The sequence below is a fragment of the Sphingomonas sp. Leaf257 genome, assembly GCF_001422185.1.
GTDB lineage: Bacteria > Pseudomonadota > Alphaproteobacteria > Sphingomonadales > Sphingomonadaceae > Sphingomonas > Sphingomonas yabuuchiae.
In genome coordinates, this window is sequence record NZ_LMMH01000023.1 from 380067 (window position 1) to 398270 (window position 18204).

Sequence of the window (18204 nt, forward strand, 5' to 3'; positions counted from 1 at the left end):
AGGACGTCAGGCCGTCTCGTTTGGGATCGAGTAGTGGGAATGCCCTCAGTCTTCCATGAACACATGTCCCGCATTGGAATCGAAGAATGCGGCGCGCAGTGGCAGGGTCGCAGCGCCGATAGCCGTCGCATCTCCGTCGATCATCGAAGGAATGATTCGGGCTGACGGCCGGTGGAAGCCGCGCCGTGCAGGATTGGTGAAGCTTATACGCTGCACAATCCGTGACGCGAGCGAGGTCGGCAGGCGGCCGCCGAGCACGATCGCGCCCGGATCGATAGTCGCAAAAATTGCCGAAGCGATGAGATTGAGCGACGGCATACAACGGTCCAGCCAGGTATCGACAGCGGGATGACCAGCGTCGAAGTCCGTCAGCATCGCGTGCAGGTCGGGGAACGACGTACCATGCTCCCCAAAGGTTAGGCGCAGCGCCTCGAGATTGGGTTGCGGCCAGTCGGCGGGCAGGATCGACGCGAACTCACCCGCATTGCCGTGACGCCCGCGCAACGGCCGCCCTTGCGCGATGATGCCCCCGCCAAAACCGGCAGAGAAATAGAGATAGGCGAAGTCGCGCGACACACGTCCAAGGCCCAGCATCGCCTCGCCGATTGCCGCGACGTTGCCGTCATTGTCGATCCAGACCTTTTCGCCCAGCGCTTCGGACAGGATCGTATCGAGCGGCACCAGCGCCCACGGGTCGAGCAACCGTGGCGGGTTCAGCCTCGCCCCGTCGCCGATAAAATAGCCGGTAACGCCGATCCCGATCCCGACCAGCCGCGTTCCATCGCGCCCCGCGTCGGCGATTGCGGCGTCGATCATGCCGCGGATCTGGCGGCAGGCAGGCTGGATCTCGATGTCGGCCAGCCGTTCGCTGCGCGCGCCGTGAACCTGCCCGGCCAGGTCGAGCAGCACGAGCGATACCGCATCGGTCATAACCGACAGGCCGACCGCAAAGGCGGCGGAGCCCTCCAGCGCCAGTTTCGCGGCGGGCTTGCCGCGCCCCGCCGCGACAGGCAGCGCTTCCCGCAACAGGCCGCGCACGATCAGCGGCTCGACCAGACGGGTGATCGAATGGGGTGCCAAGCCGGTCAGCCGGGCCAAATCGGCGCGGCTCGACGGCCCTTGCCGCGACAGGAGATCCATCAGCACCCGCTCATTGGCGGTTGCGGTGCGGCGGCCGTCTTCGCGAAGGAAATGGGCGGGGTAGTCGCCTGCGGTGATCGCGTTCATGCCTTCGGCAAGCCTGCCTGAGGCGTCGGTGTCAACCCGGGTAGCAGCAGCAAGGCTGCGACGCCGCAGGCCGCACCTACCGCGAACACGAAGGTGACATAGCTCGCGGGCAGGAAGGTCGGCACGCTGCCCACCCCCCCGGCAAGAGCCAAGCCGGCGGCGCCCAGCGCCAGCTTGGACGCCATGGTGTACAACCCGTAGCCGCGCGGCCCGGCTCCCAGCACCGGCAGGATCGCCCATCCGATCAGATTGGTCGTTCCCAGGGCAAGACCCAGCAGGACTAGCATCGGCGCAGCTGCGCTCCATGAGAACCCGATCGCAATGGCCGCCGCGACGGCATAGGATGCGGCCAGCAGCGCTATGCCGCAGTGCATGTCGCGAAGCCGGATTGGGAGGAGCGCCGCAGTCGTGCGCCCCATGATCAGCAGGGTCAGGATCGAGGTACCGTCTTGGCTGCGATGCCAACCCGCCGGCAGATGCAGCACCGCCTTGGCTAGCGCCCCCAGCGCGACGATGCCGATGACGCTGGCTGCCAGGAACGGTAAGGGCAGCGCACGCGTCGTTGGGTGAACGACCTCGCGGGGTGATGACGAGGGGGCGAAAGCGAGCAGCAGCGGCAGCATCGCCGCGCCGATCAGGACGCCGCCCGCCGCGATGGCCCATAACAAAGGTGCGGCGCCGATGCTTGCGGTGTTGCTCGCGACGCCAGCGGCCAGCAGCGAGGCGAGCGCCGTCCCAACCGTCCGTCCGCGCGCCAGACTGACTGCGCGGGCCGGCGTGTCGCCCAGCCGGGTGAGCAGCGCATTGTGCGGCACGTCGGCCCCGGCATAGGCAATGCGGAATGCCAAAGTGGCCGCGAGCAATGCCGCCGAGCCATGGGGCGCGAGCAGCACAGTCGCCGGAAAGCTGATCCCAGCCAGCACAAGCATCGCCGCCGCGATCGGTGCCGCGTGACGGGGATGCCGCGCCAGATGGTTGCCGACGGTAAAATCCGCAAATGCATTAGCCGCCAGGCCGATCAGGAATAATGCCCCCGCCGTCATCGGGTCCAGGGCATAGACCGTGACCAGCAGATAGATGGTCAGCAGGTCGCTGGCCGTCCACAACAGGCTCTTGCCGAAATGGGCCACCTGATAGGTTGTCCAGGCCCGGCGCCACGTCATCGGCGCCAGCGAACCTTGTAGAGTTTCATTCCCGTCGTCTCGATCCGGCGCGGGTGGCCCGCATCGCGGTCGGCGACCGAGAAGCCATGCGCCCACCAGCTTTCCTCCGCCTGCACCCACGCTATCGCCCCTTTCGTCACGCTGACCGCCTTGACCCGCAGCTTGGGGTTCAGTGCTGGGATGGGCGTGAAGGCGCCGCGATCGGGATCGAAGCTCCATACGCCATCGTCGGTGGTGACGACATAGCCGCCTTCGGGCGTCGCGGACAGGTCATGGCCGTCGCGACGACCCGGCAGCGTCCAGCGCGCCGTTTCGGCCAAGCGCGGTTCGCCAGCCTTCGGATCGAACGAAAATAGCTGGATCAGATCGTGCGACAGCGCGAACAGCCCTTGCCGCCGTCTGTCCCAGACTGCGCCGTGGCCGGACGGCAGGGGGAGGCTGACCAACGGCTGTTCGCTCCGCGACAGCCGGTAGAGTTCCAGCCGGTCACCGGCCGGGTTGATCGACAGCGCTACGGCAGCATAGCCGCCGGGCAACAGGTCCGCTGAATGTGCCATCGGTGCGGTCGCGCGAAACCTCACCTTCCCACTGGCGCGATCGAGCAGCACGACGCCTCCGGTCGAGGCGGTGACGAGGATCGCCCTGTCTCCGTCAACCGGTTTGCAGTCGTCGATATGGGCGAGCAATTTCGTCCGATAAGCTGGCGGCAGGTCGCTGGCCTCGCCAGCGGTCCACCGCCAGGTTTCCGACGCGCCGGTTCTCGTCAGGACATATTCGCGAACCTGATCGTCGCCACAGGCATAGAGGCGATCCGCCGCCGCCGCGCCGGTGCTGCCGACCAAGCCGACCAACACGCTCAACAACCTCAATCCACGCATCGTTGCAGTCCTTGCTTGATGATGACCTCGCGGCACGTCGCGCCGTCATGTTTATGTCACCTATAGTGAATAATACGCGGCCAGCCTTTTCGGGGAAAGAGGGAACCACGATGAAAACGTCACTGGCCATCCGCCGTCTCCTGTTGTTGTCATCGGCTATCGCGGCGCCGATCCATGCCCAGACCACGGCACCGTCGGCGACGCCCGCTGCTGCGGTCGAGGCGGGCGAAGAGATCGTCGTAACCGGCGCGCACCTGCAGGCGGTGCGGGAGATCGCGGCCAAGCGCGACATTCCCGTCATTTCCGACAGCATCAGTTCGGACGAGATCGGCACGCTGCCGGATTTTGGGCTGGGCGAGGCGCTGACGCGCGTGCCGGGCATTTCGACGATCCAGAACAATGCGCGGGGGGAGGCGCAATTCCTGTCGATCCGTGGCCTGAATGCCGACTATAATCTCGTGGAGATCGACGGCGTCGCGTTGCCCGCCAATGAGGTCGGACGGCGCAACGTGTCGCTCGACGTGATCCCCTCGTCGCTGGCGTCGCGAGTGGAGGTCTACAAGTCGCTCAATGCGGCGATGAACGCCAACGCGATTGGCGGAATCGCCAACCTGCGCACCCGCAGCGCCTTCGACAAAGGCGGCAAGCCGTTCGTCGGCGGTCGCTTCGACATCGGCCGATGGGATTTCCAGCGGACGCGCGGCAAGGCGGGGCCGTCGGGCCAAGCCGAGCTGGTCGCCTCGACGACCTTCGGGCCGGATCACAAGTTCGGCGTGGTCGTGGCGGGCAGCTACTTCCGGCGCGATTCCGCCTCGCTCAACTCGGCCAGCGACAACTACCTGTACTTCAACCAGACGACCGGCACGCGGCTGACCTCGCCCGCCAGTGACGTATCCGGCGCCGTCGTCGCGCCCGATCGTCGACGCTGGCTGCATTACGACAACATCCGTCAGCGTTACGGGGTGTTCGGCAAGCTGGAATTTGACGATCACCGGATGTTCAAGGCGGCGGTGACGCTGGCCGACTTCCGCCATATCAATGACGAGGAACGTCAGTCGAACCTTATCACGGCCAATACGGCGGTGACGAGCGCCACCAACCGCTACACCTACTTCAGCGACGTTACCGCCACCGGCGGCAACGTCGCCAGCGCTGGCGGGCAGGTCGATCTGGTAAATTACTATCAGACCCGCCGGATGCGCTATGCCGATTTCCGGGGCGAACTGACGCCCGGCGATCGCATCCGTGCCGATCTGGGCGTCAATTACGCAGTGGCGACCTACAGCCAGGACGCCCGCCTCGCGACCTATCGTATCGCGAACACCAGCAACCTCGCCTACGCCTATACGATCACGCCCGGCCAATTCACGCAATTCGACTTCGCCAACCCCGCCTATGTCGCGAACGCGGCCAACTACCGACAGTTCGAATATGGCACGACCGGCGAGGACCAGCGCGAGAATGCGCTGACCGCCCGCGCCAATATCCGCTTCAATGCCGAACCGGACGATCGCGGCTTCGGCATGGCGACGGGGGTCTTCACCCGCTTCCTAGATCGCCGCTATGACTCCGTGCAGGACAATTACCGGACGAACGCCGCCTCCACTTATCTGTTGCCGGGCACGCTCGCGCCGGAAAGCTACAGGCCGTACAATGGCGGCGGGCAGACGATGTTGTTCGTCGATCCGTCGGCCGCACGCACCTTTTTCGAGGCCAATCGCGGCGGCTTCACCGCCAACTCCGCCAATGCGGGCAACAGCCTGCAATCGGACTACAACCTGACCGAGAATATCCTCGCGGGCTATTGGATGGCGCGGTACGCGCTCGACACTGCGCGGCTGACGGCAGGGGTCCGGTTCGAGGATACGACCCTGACCACCGGGTCCTATCGCCTACGTGGTGGCGCTTATAGCTGGGGCCAGCAAAGGCAGCACTATGGGGACTGGTTGCCCTCGGCGCAGTTCGACTGGGACCTGAGCGATCGTCTGCGCGTCCGCGCTGCCTATAGCCGCACGCTCGGCCGCCCCAATTACGACGACCTGGCCGCGCGCGAGGGCGTCAACGTCAACAGCTCGACCGGCGCGATCAGCATCACCTCGGGCAATCCCGACCTGAGACCCCGGCGATCCGACAATTACGACCTGAGTCTGGAATATTATGTGAACCGCGACGTGCTGTTCTCCGCCGGACTGTTCCGTAAGGACATCAAGGACGAGATCATCACCGTGCGCAACCAGGCGAGCGAGCTGTTCGACGGTACGCAGCAGCTCGTCACCCGCATCCGCCCGGTCAACGCCAGCAGCGCGAAGGTGCAGGGGGTCGAACTCAACGCAGTCGTGGCGCGGATGCCGTTCCTGCCCGGCCCGCTGGCGGGGCTGGGCGCGTCGGCCAACGTCACGCTGCTCGACCCGACCCCACCGGAGGTGACGCTATCCGACGGCGTTACACGCCGTCGTCTGTCCGGTTTGTTCGAAAGCGCGAACACGGTCGCCAACGTGAAGCTGTTCTATACCGCAGGCCCGGTCACCGTGCAGGGCGCGTGGAACCACCTGTCGCCGATCCTCTATTCGGTATCGACCAGCGATCCGATCGGCGACCGGCGCTATGCCGCCAGCGACCTGTTCGACGCGCAGCTGCGCGTAAAACTAAACCGTCACTGGACGATCGTCGCGCAGGGCAAGAACCTGACCAACTTCCGCCCGCAGCGGATGTTCGGCCCCGCCTTCGGCCTGTTGCGGGAAGAAATCGACAACGGCCGGGCCTTCTTTACCGGCGCGCTCGTGCGCTATTAATGCGGGTGGCCGCCGGAGCCGCGATACTGCTGCCAGCCCCCCTCGCCCGTTGCGACTGGGCGCCCGGCCCTCGGCGAGCGGCTGCCTTGCAATGTCGTTCTATCGTCACACGGGCGAAACGACGGCGAAACCAAGCCGACCTAGCCACGCCCGCGTCAGAACCAATCCGTATCAACCCGTTTTCAAGCGCCAACGCTCAATCTGGGAGAAACTGATGTTCGATTACCTTGGACATTTCCGCCATGCGGTTTGCACACTGACCGGTGCCGCGGCACTGTTCGGCGCGCATCAGGCCAGCGCCGCCACCTGCCAGACCGCCGCCTATCAGATGGACGAAATCATGAACACGCGGGCAACCAACGACACGCTGTTCCTGGCGCATCGCGGCAATTGGGGACAGTATAACCGCAACGACAACTCCATCCCGGAAAACTCCATCGCGGCCGGTGCGTCGGCAAACGCCGACTGCATGGACGGGATCGAATATGACGTGAAAGAGTCGAAGGACGGCGTCCTCTACCTGATGCACGACTTCAATCTGGGCCGCACCACGGACGTCTACCGTTTCGAGCCGGGCGGCAAATACGACCCGATCCGCGACCGGGGCGCCAACCCTGCGGTCAGCAGCATGACGGCGACCCAACTCGACCGGCTCACCTTGCTACTGCCCAATCGCTCGGGATTGTCGGACCAGCGCCTTCCCCGTGTCAGCAAGGTGCTGCAAACCTATACCGGCGATCGTTGGTCGACGCCGATCATCTTCGATACCAAGACGACTAGCGCGGTGCGGATGCTCGATGATCTGGTCAAGGGCCTGGTGCCGGACGGCGGCCGGGTGATGGGGGTGAAGGTCAACGCGACCCTCTATCCGACGCCCCAGTCCTTCTGGCGGCAGAGCAGAAACCTGAAGGTCATTCCGGTCTTTACCACCAACATGCTGGGCAAGATCAGCGTCGCCGACGCTTTCAACGCCTGGTCCAGCCGTGTGAAGACGATGGAGATCAACGTCAAGCAAAGTGGTGGCCTGCTGTCCTACCAGAAGGACGAGGCGCTGAGAAAAGGCATCCGCGTCGGCGTCTTCCAGGCGATCCCGGACGGGCCCAATCCGAACACCTTCTACAAGAACACCGGCGCGTGCTGCTACAAGCTGTCGGATCTCTACTACACCTATTACGTCAATCGCCAGGTGGCTGGCCGCGACACGGACGATCGTCGCGGGGAGATGCCGTTTCTGGTTCAGCAGCGTTTCGGCTTGATCACCACCGATGATCCCCACGGCACGGTCCGCTACCTGTCCCGCGCGGGCAAGCGTCAGAACCATTTCCAGGGCTATTGGGGCTGACACCATCCGACCTACGATGGCCGATGGGCGACCTTGCGCCGCCCATCGGCCCGCAACCGATCACTGCGCCTTTCGTTCGATTCGGAACAACAACCGATATTGGTTGGGGCCGAGTTCTTCGATCTGGATGGGTTCGGTTAGGCCGTACCCCGCCCGTGCGAGGCTCGCCGGCATGTCCTCCTGAACCAGCTGCGAGAAGGCCTGTTCGTCGAGAGGCGCACCGGCCGCGCTGGGCTCGGCCGAGACGCTGCAGCGATCGGCATCGCATTCGCTCCGTACCTCCCGCAGGACGGGGAGATATTGCGACACCATCCGGTCGACGTTCGTCGCATCCAACATGGCGGGAGATGGCATCATGGCCTGTGACGGCATTGCCGGGTCGGTTTCAGGGAGTTCGCGATGGGGCACGTCCTGCGAGCGAGCCGATATGACCACGATCCCGTCGTTCGACGACGTGCCACCCTCAGACTCGTGGTGGCGGATCAAGAAGACACCGGCGCTCATCATAACGGCCAGCCCTGCAATCGCGGCTAACGGTTTACGCGAGTTACGAACATCGGCAGGCAAATCGATCATATCTCCACCATTGCAAGTTGACTCTGTTACAGTATTGCATGGCAAAATGGAGAATTCAACAATTGATTCGTTGGTATCTTGCCGTGTTAAATTCAGCGGGATGAAATTTCGATGAAATATCGCCATAAATTTGCAGTAAAAACTGTACTAGCTGCTGTATTGATTCCACCAATTTCTGCAAAAGCGCAAACGGAGATGAATGTCATTGATCAGCACCAATCGTCCGTAGCTGCAATGTTACATTCGCGAACGGACTTTGCATGGCTTTTCGATCCCGTTCTGCTCGAAAACACCGAGATTACGGAATCAGAGAGACGTGATGCTCGACAGGTGATCGGCTTGGCGAATGTTGCAAGAGCCAAGGGAATGGCCGACCGGGCCGACGTGCGTGCCGCTCGGGCCGCAGCGGACGACCTGATCCTCGCCGAGGCGGCGCGGCGCAGTCTCGTGGACTCGGTCCGGCCGACCGATGCGGAGGTCGCGCAACGGATCGCGGCCCATCCGGAGCGGTACGACGAGTACCGCCTGCGCCACATCTTCGTCGCGGTCGGCCCGACCCGCGACGGCAAGAGCCGCAGCGAAGCCGACGCACTTGCACTCGCCCGACGTATCCACGCGCGGATCAAGGGCGGCGAACGCTTCGAAACGGTCGCGGAGGCGGCATCTGAGGATGCGTCCACGGCCATTGAGGGGGGCGCGCTTTCCGAACTGCTCGGCGCCACAATGAGCGATGCCTTCTTCCCCTATGTGCAGGCACTGCCCGTCGGCGGGATCACCGAACCGGTGCGCGGCCCGGAAGGTTTTCACATCCTGAAGCTTGAGGCGCGCCAGCCCGCCAGCCCCGCCTCGGCGCGGTATTGGGTGGAGCAGGATATCCTCAAGGAGCGCTTACCGGGACTGATCGCGCAGGCGATCGCCGCCGACAGGAAGGCCATTAGCTCCGTTCATGATCGCGGAGCCGGTGAAGGCAGTGCCAACGTTAGGTGAGAGTGACGCGGTTGGATTACCGTCGTTTCTTATCGCAATCGGCTCCAACCGGCTGTCAGGTCTGCACTCGTTTCCGGTCTGGGACGGGCAGCCGAGACAGCCGGGGCATCCCCTCGTGAGCGAGAAAGGCCGCCATTATTGAAACTGCTTGCGGAGGAAGAACCGCTTCTGCCCTATGGGATGACCGTCAAGCGTGCCGAACACTTCAAAGCCTTGATTCTCGTAGAAGCCACGAGCTTGAAACTCGTAGGTATTGAGCCAAAGTCCAATACAGCCATTAGCACGCGCAATACCTTCAGCCTGGCTCATTAGGGTCAGGACTCGTTGATCACAGCCAGAAGATGACGGTGGCCGCGAGAGCAACGGCGGGAAAGAAGGCCGTGGGGCAGCGATCGTAGCGTGTGGCAACGCGGCGCCAGTCTTTGAGGCGGCCGAACATGATCTCGATGCGGCTGCGACGCCGATAGCGGCGCTTGTCGTATCTGACCGGCTCGTTGCGCGATCGTCGGCCCGGGATGCATGGCTGGATGCCCTTGGCCTGGAGAGCGTCCCTGAACCAATCGGCGTCGTAGCCGCGGTCGCCGAGCAGCCACTGCGCCTTTGGCATGTCATCGAGTAGCGCTGCCGCGCCGGTGTAGTCGCTGACCTGGCCTGCTGTCATGAAGAAGCTCGGCGAACGTCCGTTCGCGTCGGCCACGGCATGGAGCTTGGCGTTCATGCCGCCCTTGGTGCGTCCGATCAGGCGGCCTAGATCCCCTTTTTAACCCGCAGGCTCGATGCCGTGCGGTGCGCCTTTAGGTAGGTCGCGTCTATCATGACGGTCTTCGGTTCGGCATCGCCCGCAGCCAGCCCCTCCATCATGCGCGTGAACACGCCACGCTCGCCCCAGCGCTTCCACCGGTTGTACAGCGTCTTGTGAGGACCATAGGCGCTGGGCGCATCTCGCCAGCGCAGCCCATTGCGGTTGACGAAGACGATGCCGCTCAGCACCCGCCGGTCATCCACCCGAGGCTTGCCGTGGCTCTTGGGGAAGAACGGCCGCAGCCGCTCCATCTGATCGTCCGTCAGCCAAAAAAGGTCGCTCATCACCAGTCTCCTCGTGGAGCCTAAATCAGATCGCGACGCTCACATCAATGGGTCCTGACTCTAGAAACCGGCACGAATTGCTCTTGGTTGACTTCAGCGGGGCGCAGTTCCCATGCTTCATTGGGTGTCGCACCCCGCGCTTTGAAAGTTACATTGGCTTCTGCCGTGATGAAACCATCGCGTAAGAGTTGCGCTATGTCCCGCTTCAAACTATCCGCGCCACGAATTTTTCGATATTTTTCAAGAACCTCGTAAGCGGCATAGTAGTCTGGCATTATTTATCTCCCGTTATCGGCTGTGCCTCGGGGTGATTTCGTGAATTATGCAGAATCGTGCAAGTAACTTGACCAGGCGGCCATCAAATGACGCCTTCGATCCACTGCAGTTCCGCGCCGGTACGCCCGTTCTGCTTTGTTTTGAATGGTATGCGCCAACGCTTGCTCGATGATTTCACGCGGGAAATCCGTGCGATCCCCTGCCCAGTCGCGGAATGTCGAGCGAAAGCCATGGGTGGTGATGTCGCCGTGGCCCATGCGCCGCAGCAACATTGCCATGGCCATGTTGCTGCGCGCGGCCCCTCCAACGCCAAAGACGGGGTCGGTGCGCTTTCGACTGCCAACCGGAAGCTGGTCAAGCACCGCCATGGCGGCGTCGCTTAGCGGTACGATATGCTCGGCGCCTGCCTTCATGCGGTCGCCGGGCACCACCCACAGCTTGTTTTCGATGTCGATCTCGCCCCAGGTTGCGCCCAGGGCCTCCCCGCTGCGTGCTGCAGTCAGGATGGTGAACTCCAGACACCGCGCCGCCAATGCCGTGCGGTTGCGCAGTTGCGCCATAAACGCCGGGGCATCGTGATAGGCGAGCGCCGCATGGTGATGACGAGCGGCCTTGGCCTGTGATGGCAGCAGCACCTGCAAATGCCCGCGCCAAGCGGCTGGGTTGATGGCATCTCGTGGACGTAGCTTGCGCGCCATGGCCGCCGCCAGGACCTTCTCGATGCGGCCTCGCACCCGTTTGGCGGTTTCCGCCTTGGTCAGCCAGGTGGGTTCGAGCACTGCCAGCACGTCATCGGTGGAGATGTCGGCTAGGGGCTTTGCCAATTAGCGAGCCTGCGTGATCGCGAAGGCTGCTGCGCCACTGCTGGCGGTGAATGGGGCTTTTCCAGCCATCCTCGACACTGGCGATATACTGATCGGCAAACTCGCCAAAGGTGAGAGGCGCAGGGGCAGGTTCTGCAGGTTGAGCGGGCAGGGCGTCTGCCAGTACGGAGCGGGGGTCTTTGCCCTCGGCCATGGCTTCACGCATCTGCTGCGCCAGTTGGCGAGCGGCGGCCAAGGGCCGGTCGATGACCCGGCCCAGGCCAATCTCGATGCGCTTGCCCCTTTGCGTCACCATAAACACCCAGGACTTCGATCCGGCATTGGTGATCCGGAAATACAGCCCGCCGCCGTCGGCGTATCGGCCGGGCTCCTTGATGGATGCGACCTGTCTTGCGGTCAGCTTATTCAGCGCGTGAGCCATGTCGTCCGTCGAACCTCTATGATGCCCAAAGTCGTGCCCACTTTGTGCCCATATTGGTGCCAATTTTCAACTTGGCTTACGGCGAAACTCGACGAATAACGACGAACATTTTAGCCATGAGTGACCATCTAATTTTCTGAATAAAAGCGATAAACCTGAACGAATTTGGGTATTGGCGAACATCAGAGGATGAAGCAGTTCTGCGGACACCTCTTCCGCCATCCGACGCTCGCGCTGGTGCGCTTTCAGACCCGATGAACCCTATCGGCTTTCGTCCGTTACGAACTTCGCGCAATTTCAGGGATTTGGCTTTCCGCCAACGCCTGCGACCTTGCCGGGAGAATGATCGCATGGCGACGATGACGCTGCCTGAACTGGCGAAGAAGATGGCCAAGCTCGATTTCGCGATGCTGGCGACGCAAAGCGCGTCCGGGGCGATGACGGCGCGGCCGATGAGCAACAATGGCGATGTCGATTATGACGGCGACAGCTATTTCTTCGCCTATGCCCAGTCGCGCAAGGTGGCCGAGATCCAGGCTCAGCCGCTGGTGACGCTCAGCTATACCGGAGCGGTCGGGATGCTGGGCGGGCCGCCGCTATTCGTCGCGATCGAGGGGCGCGCCGCGCTGATCCAGGATCGCGCGCAGTTCGAGGCGCATTGGACCAAGGATCTGGACCGTTATTTCCCCGAAGGCATCGACACGCCGGGCGTGGTCATGATCCGGGTCCATGCCGAGCGTATCCGTTACTGGGATGGCGAAGACGAGGGCGAAATCGCCGCCTGACACCTCCCCTGTCTTTGTGAAGGACATCGACATGAGCGATTTCGAAACCTCGCGGCGCGGCGTCCTGGGCGGGGCGGCGCTGGGGCTGGCGGCCACGGCGGCACCGAGCGCGGCGGCGGCGCAGGCGGGTGGCGATAGCGTGCCCAGCCTGCGCGATCCGCGCTCGGCCTATACCCGCACGCCCTTCCCCGAGCAGCGTCAGCCCTGGCCCGCGCTTGCCAGCAAGATGACGCCGCGTCCCGATCATGGCGAGACCAGCTATCGCGGAACGGGCAAGCTGACGGGCCGCAAGGCGTTGCTGACCGGCGGGGACAGCGGCATCGGCCGCGCCGCCGCCATCGCCTTTGCCCGCGAGGGAGCCGATGTCGCGATCAACTATCACCCCAGCGAGGAGCCGGACGCGCGCGAGGTTGCCGACCTGATCCGTCAGGCGGGGCGCAAGGCGGTGCTGCTGCCCGCCGATATCCGCACGCAAAAGGCCTGTGAGGAGGTGGTGCGCAAGGCGATCGCGCAGCTCGGCGGCCTCGACCTGCTGGTCAACAATGCCGCCTATCAACAGTCCAAGGCGGACATCATGGAGATCAGCGACGAGCAGTTCGTCCGCACCTATGAGACCAACGTCTATCACGTCTTCCGCTTTTCCAAGGCGGCGATCCCGTCGATGCCGCCGGGGTCGGTCATCATCAACACCATCTCGCAGAACAGCTATGATCCGGGCGAGGACCTGATCGACTATGCCTCGACCAAGGCGGCGATCCAGAACCTGACGCGGGGCATGGCCAAGCAGCTGGCCAAGAAGGGTATTCGGGTCAACGCCGTATCGCCCGGCCCGATCTGGACCCCGCTTCAGGTCGCGGGCGGGCAGTTGCCGGACAAGATGCACGAGTTCGGCCAGGACACCTCGCTCGGCCGCGCGGGGCAACCGGCCGAGCTGGCCTCGCTCTATGTCGCGCTGGCGAGCGGCGAGGCGACCTTCTCCACCGGCACCGCCGTCGGCGCGCATGGCGGCAAGGGCTTTCCGTAAGCGGCGATCATGACGTGAAGTTCATGTTATGATCCTTGACTTAAAGGCTGCGAAGGGTGCTCCATCGGGCTTGAACTCCCGATTTCAGGATCATCATGAAGCGCTTTGCCTTTGCGGTTGCCCTCCTCGCCTCTTCCGCCGCCATCGCCCAGACGGGCCTGTTGCCCGGCGTCGACAAGGCGCTGATCGACGACAGCGTCAAACCCGGCGACAATTTAAACGACTATGCCAACGGGACATGGATCAAGACCGCGCAGATTCCGGCGGATCGATCCTCGATCGGGGTCGGGCTGGACGTCTCGCTGCGGGCCGAGGGGCGCACCGCCGCGATCATCAAGGGCGCCGCATCGGCCAAGGGCGCGCCCGGTAGCGACGAACAGCGCATCGCCGATTATTATGCCGCCTATACCGATACCGCCGGGATCGAGGCGCGCGGGCTGACGCCGATCCAGGGCGATCTGGCCGCCATCGCCGCGATCAGGGACAAGCACGACCTGTCGCGCGCGATCGGCGCGGCGATGCGCTCGGACACCGATCCGTTCAACAACAACAATTACGCCAGCACCAACGACCTGTTCGGCCTGTTCATCAGCCAGGATTTGAACCGGCCGACCCGCAACGTGCCCTACCTGATGCAGGGCGGCTTGGGCCTGCCCGACCGCGACTATTATCTGTCGGACAAGCCGGAGATGGCGGAAATCCGCACCGCGTATCGCGCCTATCTGACTCAGTTGATGACGCTGGCCGGGCTGTCCGATCCGCAGGCCCGCGCCGACCGGGTCTTCGCGCTGGAGATGAAGATCGCCGCCGCGCAGACCGACATCATCGCCAGCCAGGACGCGCATAAGGGCGACAATCCCTGGACCCGTACCGATTTCGACACCAAGGCTCCCGGCATCGACTGGAATGCCTTCTGGACCGCGTCGGGCGTGCCCGCCGGTCAGCGCGACTTCATCGCGTGGCAGCCGGATGCGATCACCAAGCTGTCGGCCTTGGTCGCCAGCGAGCCGCTGCAAAGCTGGCAGGACTGGCTGGCCTTCCACACCATCAACCAGGTCACGGGTTCGCTGCCCAAGGCGATCGACGATGCCTCGTTCGGCTTTTACGGCCGCACGCTGAACGGCACGCCCGCGCAGCAGCCGCGCGAGAAGCGGGGTATTTCCGCGGTCAACGGCACACTGGGCGAAGCGGTCGGTAAAATCTATGCCGCGCGCTATTTCCCGGCGTCGTCCAAGACCGAAATCCAGACGATGGTGAAGAACATCGTCGCCGCCTTCGACCGCCGCATCGCGGCGCTCGACTGGATGGCACCCGCGACCAAGAAGGAAGCGCGCGCCAAGCTGGCGGTGCTGAAGGTCGGCGTCGGCTATCCCGACCATTGGTGGAACTATCCCAAGTTCGACGTTCGTGCCGACGATCCGGTCGGCAATGCCCAGCGCGCGAGGCTGTCGCTCTATCGCTATCATCTGGCGAAGCTGGGCAAGCCGGTCGATCGCGGCGAATGGTGGATGACGCCGCAGACGGTGAACGCGGTCAACCTGCCGCTCCAGAACGCGCTGAACTTCCCGGCCGCGATCCTGGAGAGCCCCTATTTCGATCCGAAGTTCGACGCGGCGGCCAATTACGGCGCGATCGGATCGGTGATCGGGCATGAGATCAGCCACAGCTTCGACAATCTCGGGTCCGATTTCGACTCCACCGGGCGGCTGCACAATTGGTGGACGCCCGCCGATCTGAAGCGGTTCGAGGGTGCCGGTCAGGCGCTGGTCGCGCAATATAGCGCCTATGAGGCGCTGCCCGGCCTTCACCTGAATGGCGAGCAGGAACTGGGCGAGAATATCGCCGACGTCGCAGGGCTGACCGCCTCCTATGAGGCGTACAAGGCCTCGCTGGGCGGCAAGCCCGCCCCGGTGATCGACGGCCTGACCGGCGACCAGCGCTTCTTCTTGGGCTTTGCGCAGAGCTGGCGCACCAAGATGCGCGAAAAGGCGCTGCGGGCGCGGATCGCGACCGATGTCCACGCGCCCGCGCCGTGGCGGGTGCTGACCGTACGCAACCTCGACGCCTGGTACGGCCCGTTCAAGGTGCAGCCCGGCCAGAAACTGTACCTGACGCCCGAACAGCGCGTCCACGTCTGGTAAGTTAGGAAAGACCGCCCGTCACGAATACCCAATTCCCTCGCCCCTCTCCCCTCTGTGAGGGGAGAGGGGCGAGGGTTATTGATCATCATTCTCCGCCATCCCCCCATCCGTCACCGCCAAGCCAACCTTATCGCCCCCCAAGCAAGCCTTGCGCCCCAATTCCCAGCAACGCTGTAGAGATAGGCAACAAAGCTCATCTCGTTGATAAGAATAGGGGGAATGACCCGATGCGCACCGCGCGATCCATGCTGCTTGGCGGCACCATGTTGCTGAGCCCGCTGCTGGCGGCACCCGCTCTGGCCCAGAGCGCGACCGAGCCGGCCGCCCAGACCGAGGCCGAACCCGCCGCCGCCCCGGCGCAGAACGATATCGTCGTCACCGGCACCCGCGCGCAGGGGCGCAGCCGCCTCGACTCCGTATCTCCGGTCGACGTGCTGAGCGGCAACGCCCTGCGCGCGCAAGGAACGACGGAGCTGGCTCAGGCGCTGTCGAGCGTCGCGCCCTCTATCGACTTTCCGCGTCAGGCGGCGGTGGACGGCACGGATGCGATCCGCCCGGCGACGCTGCGCGGCCTGTCTCCCGACCAGACGCTGGTGCTGATCAACGGCACGCGCGCGCATAGCTCCGCGCTGCTCAACATCAACGGTTCGATCGGACGCGGTGCGGCGGCGGTCGACCTCAACACCATCCCGACCGTCGCGCTCGACCGGGTGGAGGTGCTGCGCGACGGCGCGTCGGCGCAATATGGCTCGGACGCGATTGCGGGCGTGGTCAATCTGCGGCTGCGCGAGGCCCGTTCGGGTGGCGGCGCGAACGTGACCTTCGGCACCTTCGCCACCCAATATGACGCCGCGCGGACCTCGCGATCGGTACGCGACGGCGAGTCCGTGACGATCAGCGGCTGGAAGGGCTTCGGCTTGGGCAGCGACGGCTTCCTGACGCTTTCGGGCGAATATGTCGCGCGCCAGCCGACCAACCGCGCCGATATCGACCCGCGCGGCCCCGCACCGCAGCGTATCCGCGCCCGCTTCGGCGATCCGCAGATCGAGCAGGGCACCGTCTATCTCAACGCCGCATTGCCGCTCGGCGACAGCGGCTGGACCGCTTACGCCAATGGCGGTTTCCAGCAGCGCGACAGCGAAAGCGCAGCCTTCCCGCGGGTCGCGGGGGCGAACGCGGTCAATGTCGAGGCCGTTCGGGGCCTGTATCCGGACGGCTTCCTGCCGCTGATCGGCACGACCTCGCGCGATTATAATGCGACCGGCGGCGTGCGCGGCACGATCGGCGACTGGAATGCCGACCTGACCGTCAGCTATGGCCGCAACACGATCGACTTCGCGACGCTGAACTCGGCCAATTCGACCTATGGCAACGCCACGCTACGCGACTTCGACGATGGTCGCCTGACCTATGACCAGCTCGTCACCGGGCTGGACCTGTCGCGCGAATATTCGCTCGGCGCGGCGGTCTTCAACGTCGCAGCGGGTGCCGAATATCGCCGCGAGGGCTTCAAGATCGAGGCAGGCCAGCCCGAAAGCTACAACCGCGCGCCCGGCGCCGCCGCCAACCTGGCCTCGGGCGCGCAGGGTTTTGTCGGCTTCCGCCCGGAAAACCAGGTCGATGCGCATCGCAGCAACGGCAGCCTGTATCTGGATGTCGAGGCCAAGCTGTGGGATCGCCTGACCCTGGGTGCGGCCGTCCGTGGCGAGAGCTATTCAGACTTCGGCGAGACGGCGACCGCGAAATTCTCGGCCCGCTATGACGTCGCACCGTGGCTGGCCTTCCGTGGCACGCTGTCCACCGGCTTCCGCGCGCCGTCGCTGCAACAGCAATATTATACCTCGACCCAGACGCTGGTGACCAACGGCACCATTCTGGAAACCGGTCTCTATCCGGTCGACAGCACCCTCGCCCGGACGCTGGGCGCACTGCCGCTGGAGCCGGAGAAGTCGCGCAACTATTCGCTGGGCACGGTCGTGCGCTTCGGTGGGTTCAGCCTGACCGTCGACGGCTATCGCATCCGCATCCGCAACCAGATCGTGCTGTCGGAGAATATCCAGTCCTCCGCCAGCGCCCAGGTCGCTAGCCTGCTGTCACCGTTCGGGGTTCAGGCGGCGCGTTTCTTCATCAACGGCGTCCAGACCACCACCAAGGGGCTGGACATCGTCGCCGCCTATAATTGGCGCAGCGAGACGCTGGGCAATTTCAACTTGAGCGCGGCGGCGAACATCAACGACCTGTCGGTCGACCGGGTGCCGACCTCGACGGCCGCGCTGAACCCCGCGCCCAGCCTGTTCGGCCGCAACCGCATCCTGACCATCGAACAGGGCACGCCGCGCACCAAGATCGTCGGCTCGGTCGACTGGACCCGGCAGGCGGTCGGCGCGACGCTGCGCGCAGTGCATTATGGCAATGTGCTGCAACCCGGATCGGTGGTCGCCAACGACCTCTATACCGGCCCACGTACCATCGTCGATCTGGAGGGGCGGTATCGCTTCAACGACAATGTGTCGCTGGCGCTGGGGGCGTCGAACCTGTTCGACGTCTATCCCCGCACGACACCCGCCGCGCTCAACAACAATGGCGTGACGGCGTTTCCGTACTATTCGCCCTTCGGCTTCAACGGGCGGCAGCTTTACGGCCGGTTGAACCTGATCTGGTAAGGCCCGCCAATTCCTCCCC

16 protein-coding genes are annotated in these 18204 nt (G+C 64.2%); 7 read left to right on the forward strand and 9 right to left on the reverse strand.

Annotated elements, in window-relative coordinates:
* Positions 1-45: 45 nt before the first annotated feature.
* From ASF14_RS12460 to ASF14_RS12470, 3 genes are read right to left on the reverse strand one after another with little or no spacing between them, the layout of a single operon-like run.
* Positions 46-1227, reverse strand: a complete 1182-nt coding sequence (locus ASF14_RS12460; RefSeq protein ID WP_056435175.1) for an ROK family transcriptional regulator — start codon at positions 1225-1227, stop codon at positions 46-48.
* Complete coding sequence (locus ASF14_RS12465) at positions 1224-2390, reverse strand: hypothetical protein (protein WP_056435178.1); 1167 nt, start codon at positions 2388-2390, stop codon at positions 1224-1226. The genes ASF14_RS12460 and ASF14_RS12465 overlap by 4 nt, the downstream gene beginning before the upstream one ends.
* Positions 2387-3268 carry a DUF6528 family protein gene (locus tag ASF14_RS12470; RefSeq protein ID WP_056435181.1) on the reverse strand — a complete coding sequence of 294 codons (882 nt, stop codon included), beginning with the start codon at positions 3266-3268 and terminating at the stop codon, positions 2387-2389. Before ASF14_RS12470 ends, ASF14_RS12465 begins: the two co-directional genes overlap by 4 nt.
* Positions 3269-3378: 110 nt before the next feature.
* Between ASF14_RS12470 and ASF14_RS12475 the strand changes: the two genes are divergently transcribed.
* Together ASF14_RS12475 and ASF14_RS12480 are read left to right on the forward strand one after the other, a co-directional pair.
* Positions 3379-6060 carry a TonB-dependent receptor gene (locus ASF14_RS12475; RefSeq protein ID WP_056435184.1) on the forward strand — a complete coding sequence of 894 codons (2682 nt, stop codon included), beginning with the start codon at positions 3379-3381 and terminating at the stop codon, positions 6058-6060.
* A gap of 214 nt (positions 6061-6274) precedes the next feature.
* Entirely contained in the window at positions 6275-7402 is a 1128-nt protein-coding gene (locus tag ASF14_RS12480) for a glycerophosphodiester phosphodiesterase family protein (protein WP_056435187.1), read from the forward strand.
* 60 nt (positions 7403-7462) lie between these two features.
* On the opposite strand, the gene ASF14_RS12485 is transcribed toward ASF14_RS12480, so the two are convergent.
* Entirely contained in the window at positions 7463-7978 is a 516-nt protein-coding gene (locus tag ASF14_RS12485; RefSeq protein WP_156361164.1) for a hypothetical protein, read from the reverse strand.
* 111 nt (positions 7979-8089) lie between these two features.
* Between ASF14_RS12485 and ASF14_RS12490 the strand changes: the two genes are divergently transcribed.
* The gene (locus ASF14_RS12490) at positions 8090-8965 is read left to right on the forward strand and encodes a peptidylprolyl isomerase (protein ID WP_082442226.1); all 876 of its coding nucleotides are present in this window, start codon (positions 8090-8092) and stop codon (positions 8963-8965) included.
* Positions 8966-9100: 135 nt separating this feature from the next.
* Here the strand turns inward: ASF14_RS12490 and ASF14_RS12495 are convergent, their stop codons facing one another.
* The 5 genes from ASF14_RS12495 to ASF14_RS22055 all read right to left on the reverse strand — a co-directional run bounded on the left by ASF14_RS12495 (position 9101) and on the right by ASF14_RS22055 (position 11572).
* Complete coding sequence (locus ASF14_RS12495) at positions 9101-9274, reverse strand: hypothetical protein (protein ID WP_201780584.1); 174 nt, start codon at positions 9272-9274, stop codon at positions 9101-9103.
* Positions 9275-9293: 19 nt separating this feature from the next.
* A protein-coding gene (locus ASF14_RS20895) for an IS5 family transposase (protein ID WP_156361165.1) occupies positions 9294-10051 on the reverse strand; the annotation gives its coding sequence in 2 pieces (ribosomal slippage) (positions 9294-9718 and positions 9718-10051; 759 coding nt in all).
* Positions 10052-10095: 44 nt separating this feature from the next.
* The gene (locus ASF14_RS21535; RefSeq protein WP_156361166.1) at positions 10096-10326 is read right to left on the reverse strand and encodes a hypothetical protein; all 231 of its coding nucleotides are present in this window, start codon (positions 10324-10326) and stop codon (positions 10096-10098) included.
* Between the two features lie 45 nt (positions 10327-10371).
* Entirely contained in the window at positions 10372-11151 is a 780-nt protein-coding gene (locus ASF14_RS22050; RefSeq protein WP_201780585.1) for a tyrosine-type recombinase/integrase, read from the reverse strand.
* A complete protein-coding gene (locus ASF14_RS22055; protein ID WP_201780586.1) occupies positions 11117-11572 on the reverse strand; it encodes an Arm DNA-binding domain-containing protein in 456 nt (151 codons plus the stop codon). The genes ASF14_RS22050 and ASF14_RS22055 overlap by 35 nt, the downstream gene beginning before the upstream one ends.
* A 350-nt stretch (positions 11573-11922) precedes the next feature.
* Here ASF14_RS22055 and ASF14_RS12515 point away from each other — a divergent pair, with 350 nt between their 5' ends.
* The 4 genes from ASF14_RS12515 (at position 11923) to ASF14_RS12530 (ending at position 18185) form a co-directional block, all read left to right on the forward strand.
* Positions 11923-12357 (forward strand): pyridoxamine 5'-phosphate oxidase family protein, encoded by a 435-nt coding sequence (locus ASF14_RS12515; RefSeq protein ID WP_056435202.1) that lies wholly within the window; start codon positions 11923-11925, stop codon positions 12355-12357.
* A gap of 31 nt (positions 12358-12388) precedes the next feature.
* Positions 12389-13381 carry an SDR family oxidoreductase gene (locus ASF14_RS12520; RefSeq protein WP_056435480.1) on the forward strand — a complete coding sequence of 331 codons (993 nt, stop codon included), beginning with the start codon at positions 12389-12391 and terminating at the stop codon, positions 13379-13381.
* 95 nt (positions 13382-13476) lie between these two features.
* The gene (locus ASF14_RS12525; RefSeq protein ID WP_156361167.1) at positions 13477-15522 is read left to right on the forward strand and encodes a M13 family metallopeptidase; all 2046 of its coding nucleotides are present in this window, start codon (positions 13477-13479) and stop codon (positions 15520-15522) included.
* A gap of 227 nt (positions 15523-15749) precedes the next feature.
* Positions 15750-18185, forward strand: coding sequence for a TonB-dependent receptor plug domain-containing protein (locus ASF14_RS12530; protein ID WP_082442227.1), 2436 nt, complete (start codon positions 15750-15752; stop codon positions 18183-18185).
* The last annotated feature ends 19 nt before the right edge of the window (positions 18186-18204 follow it).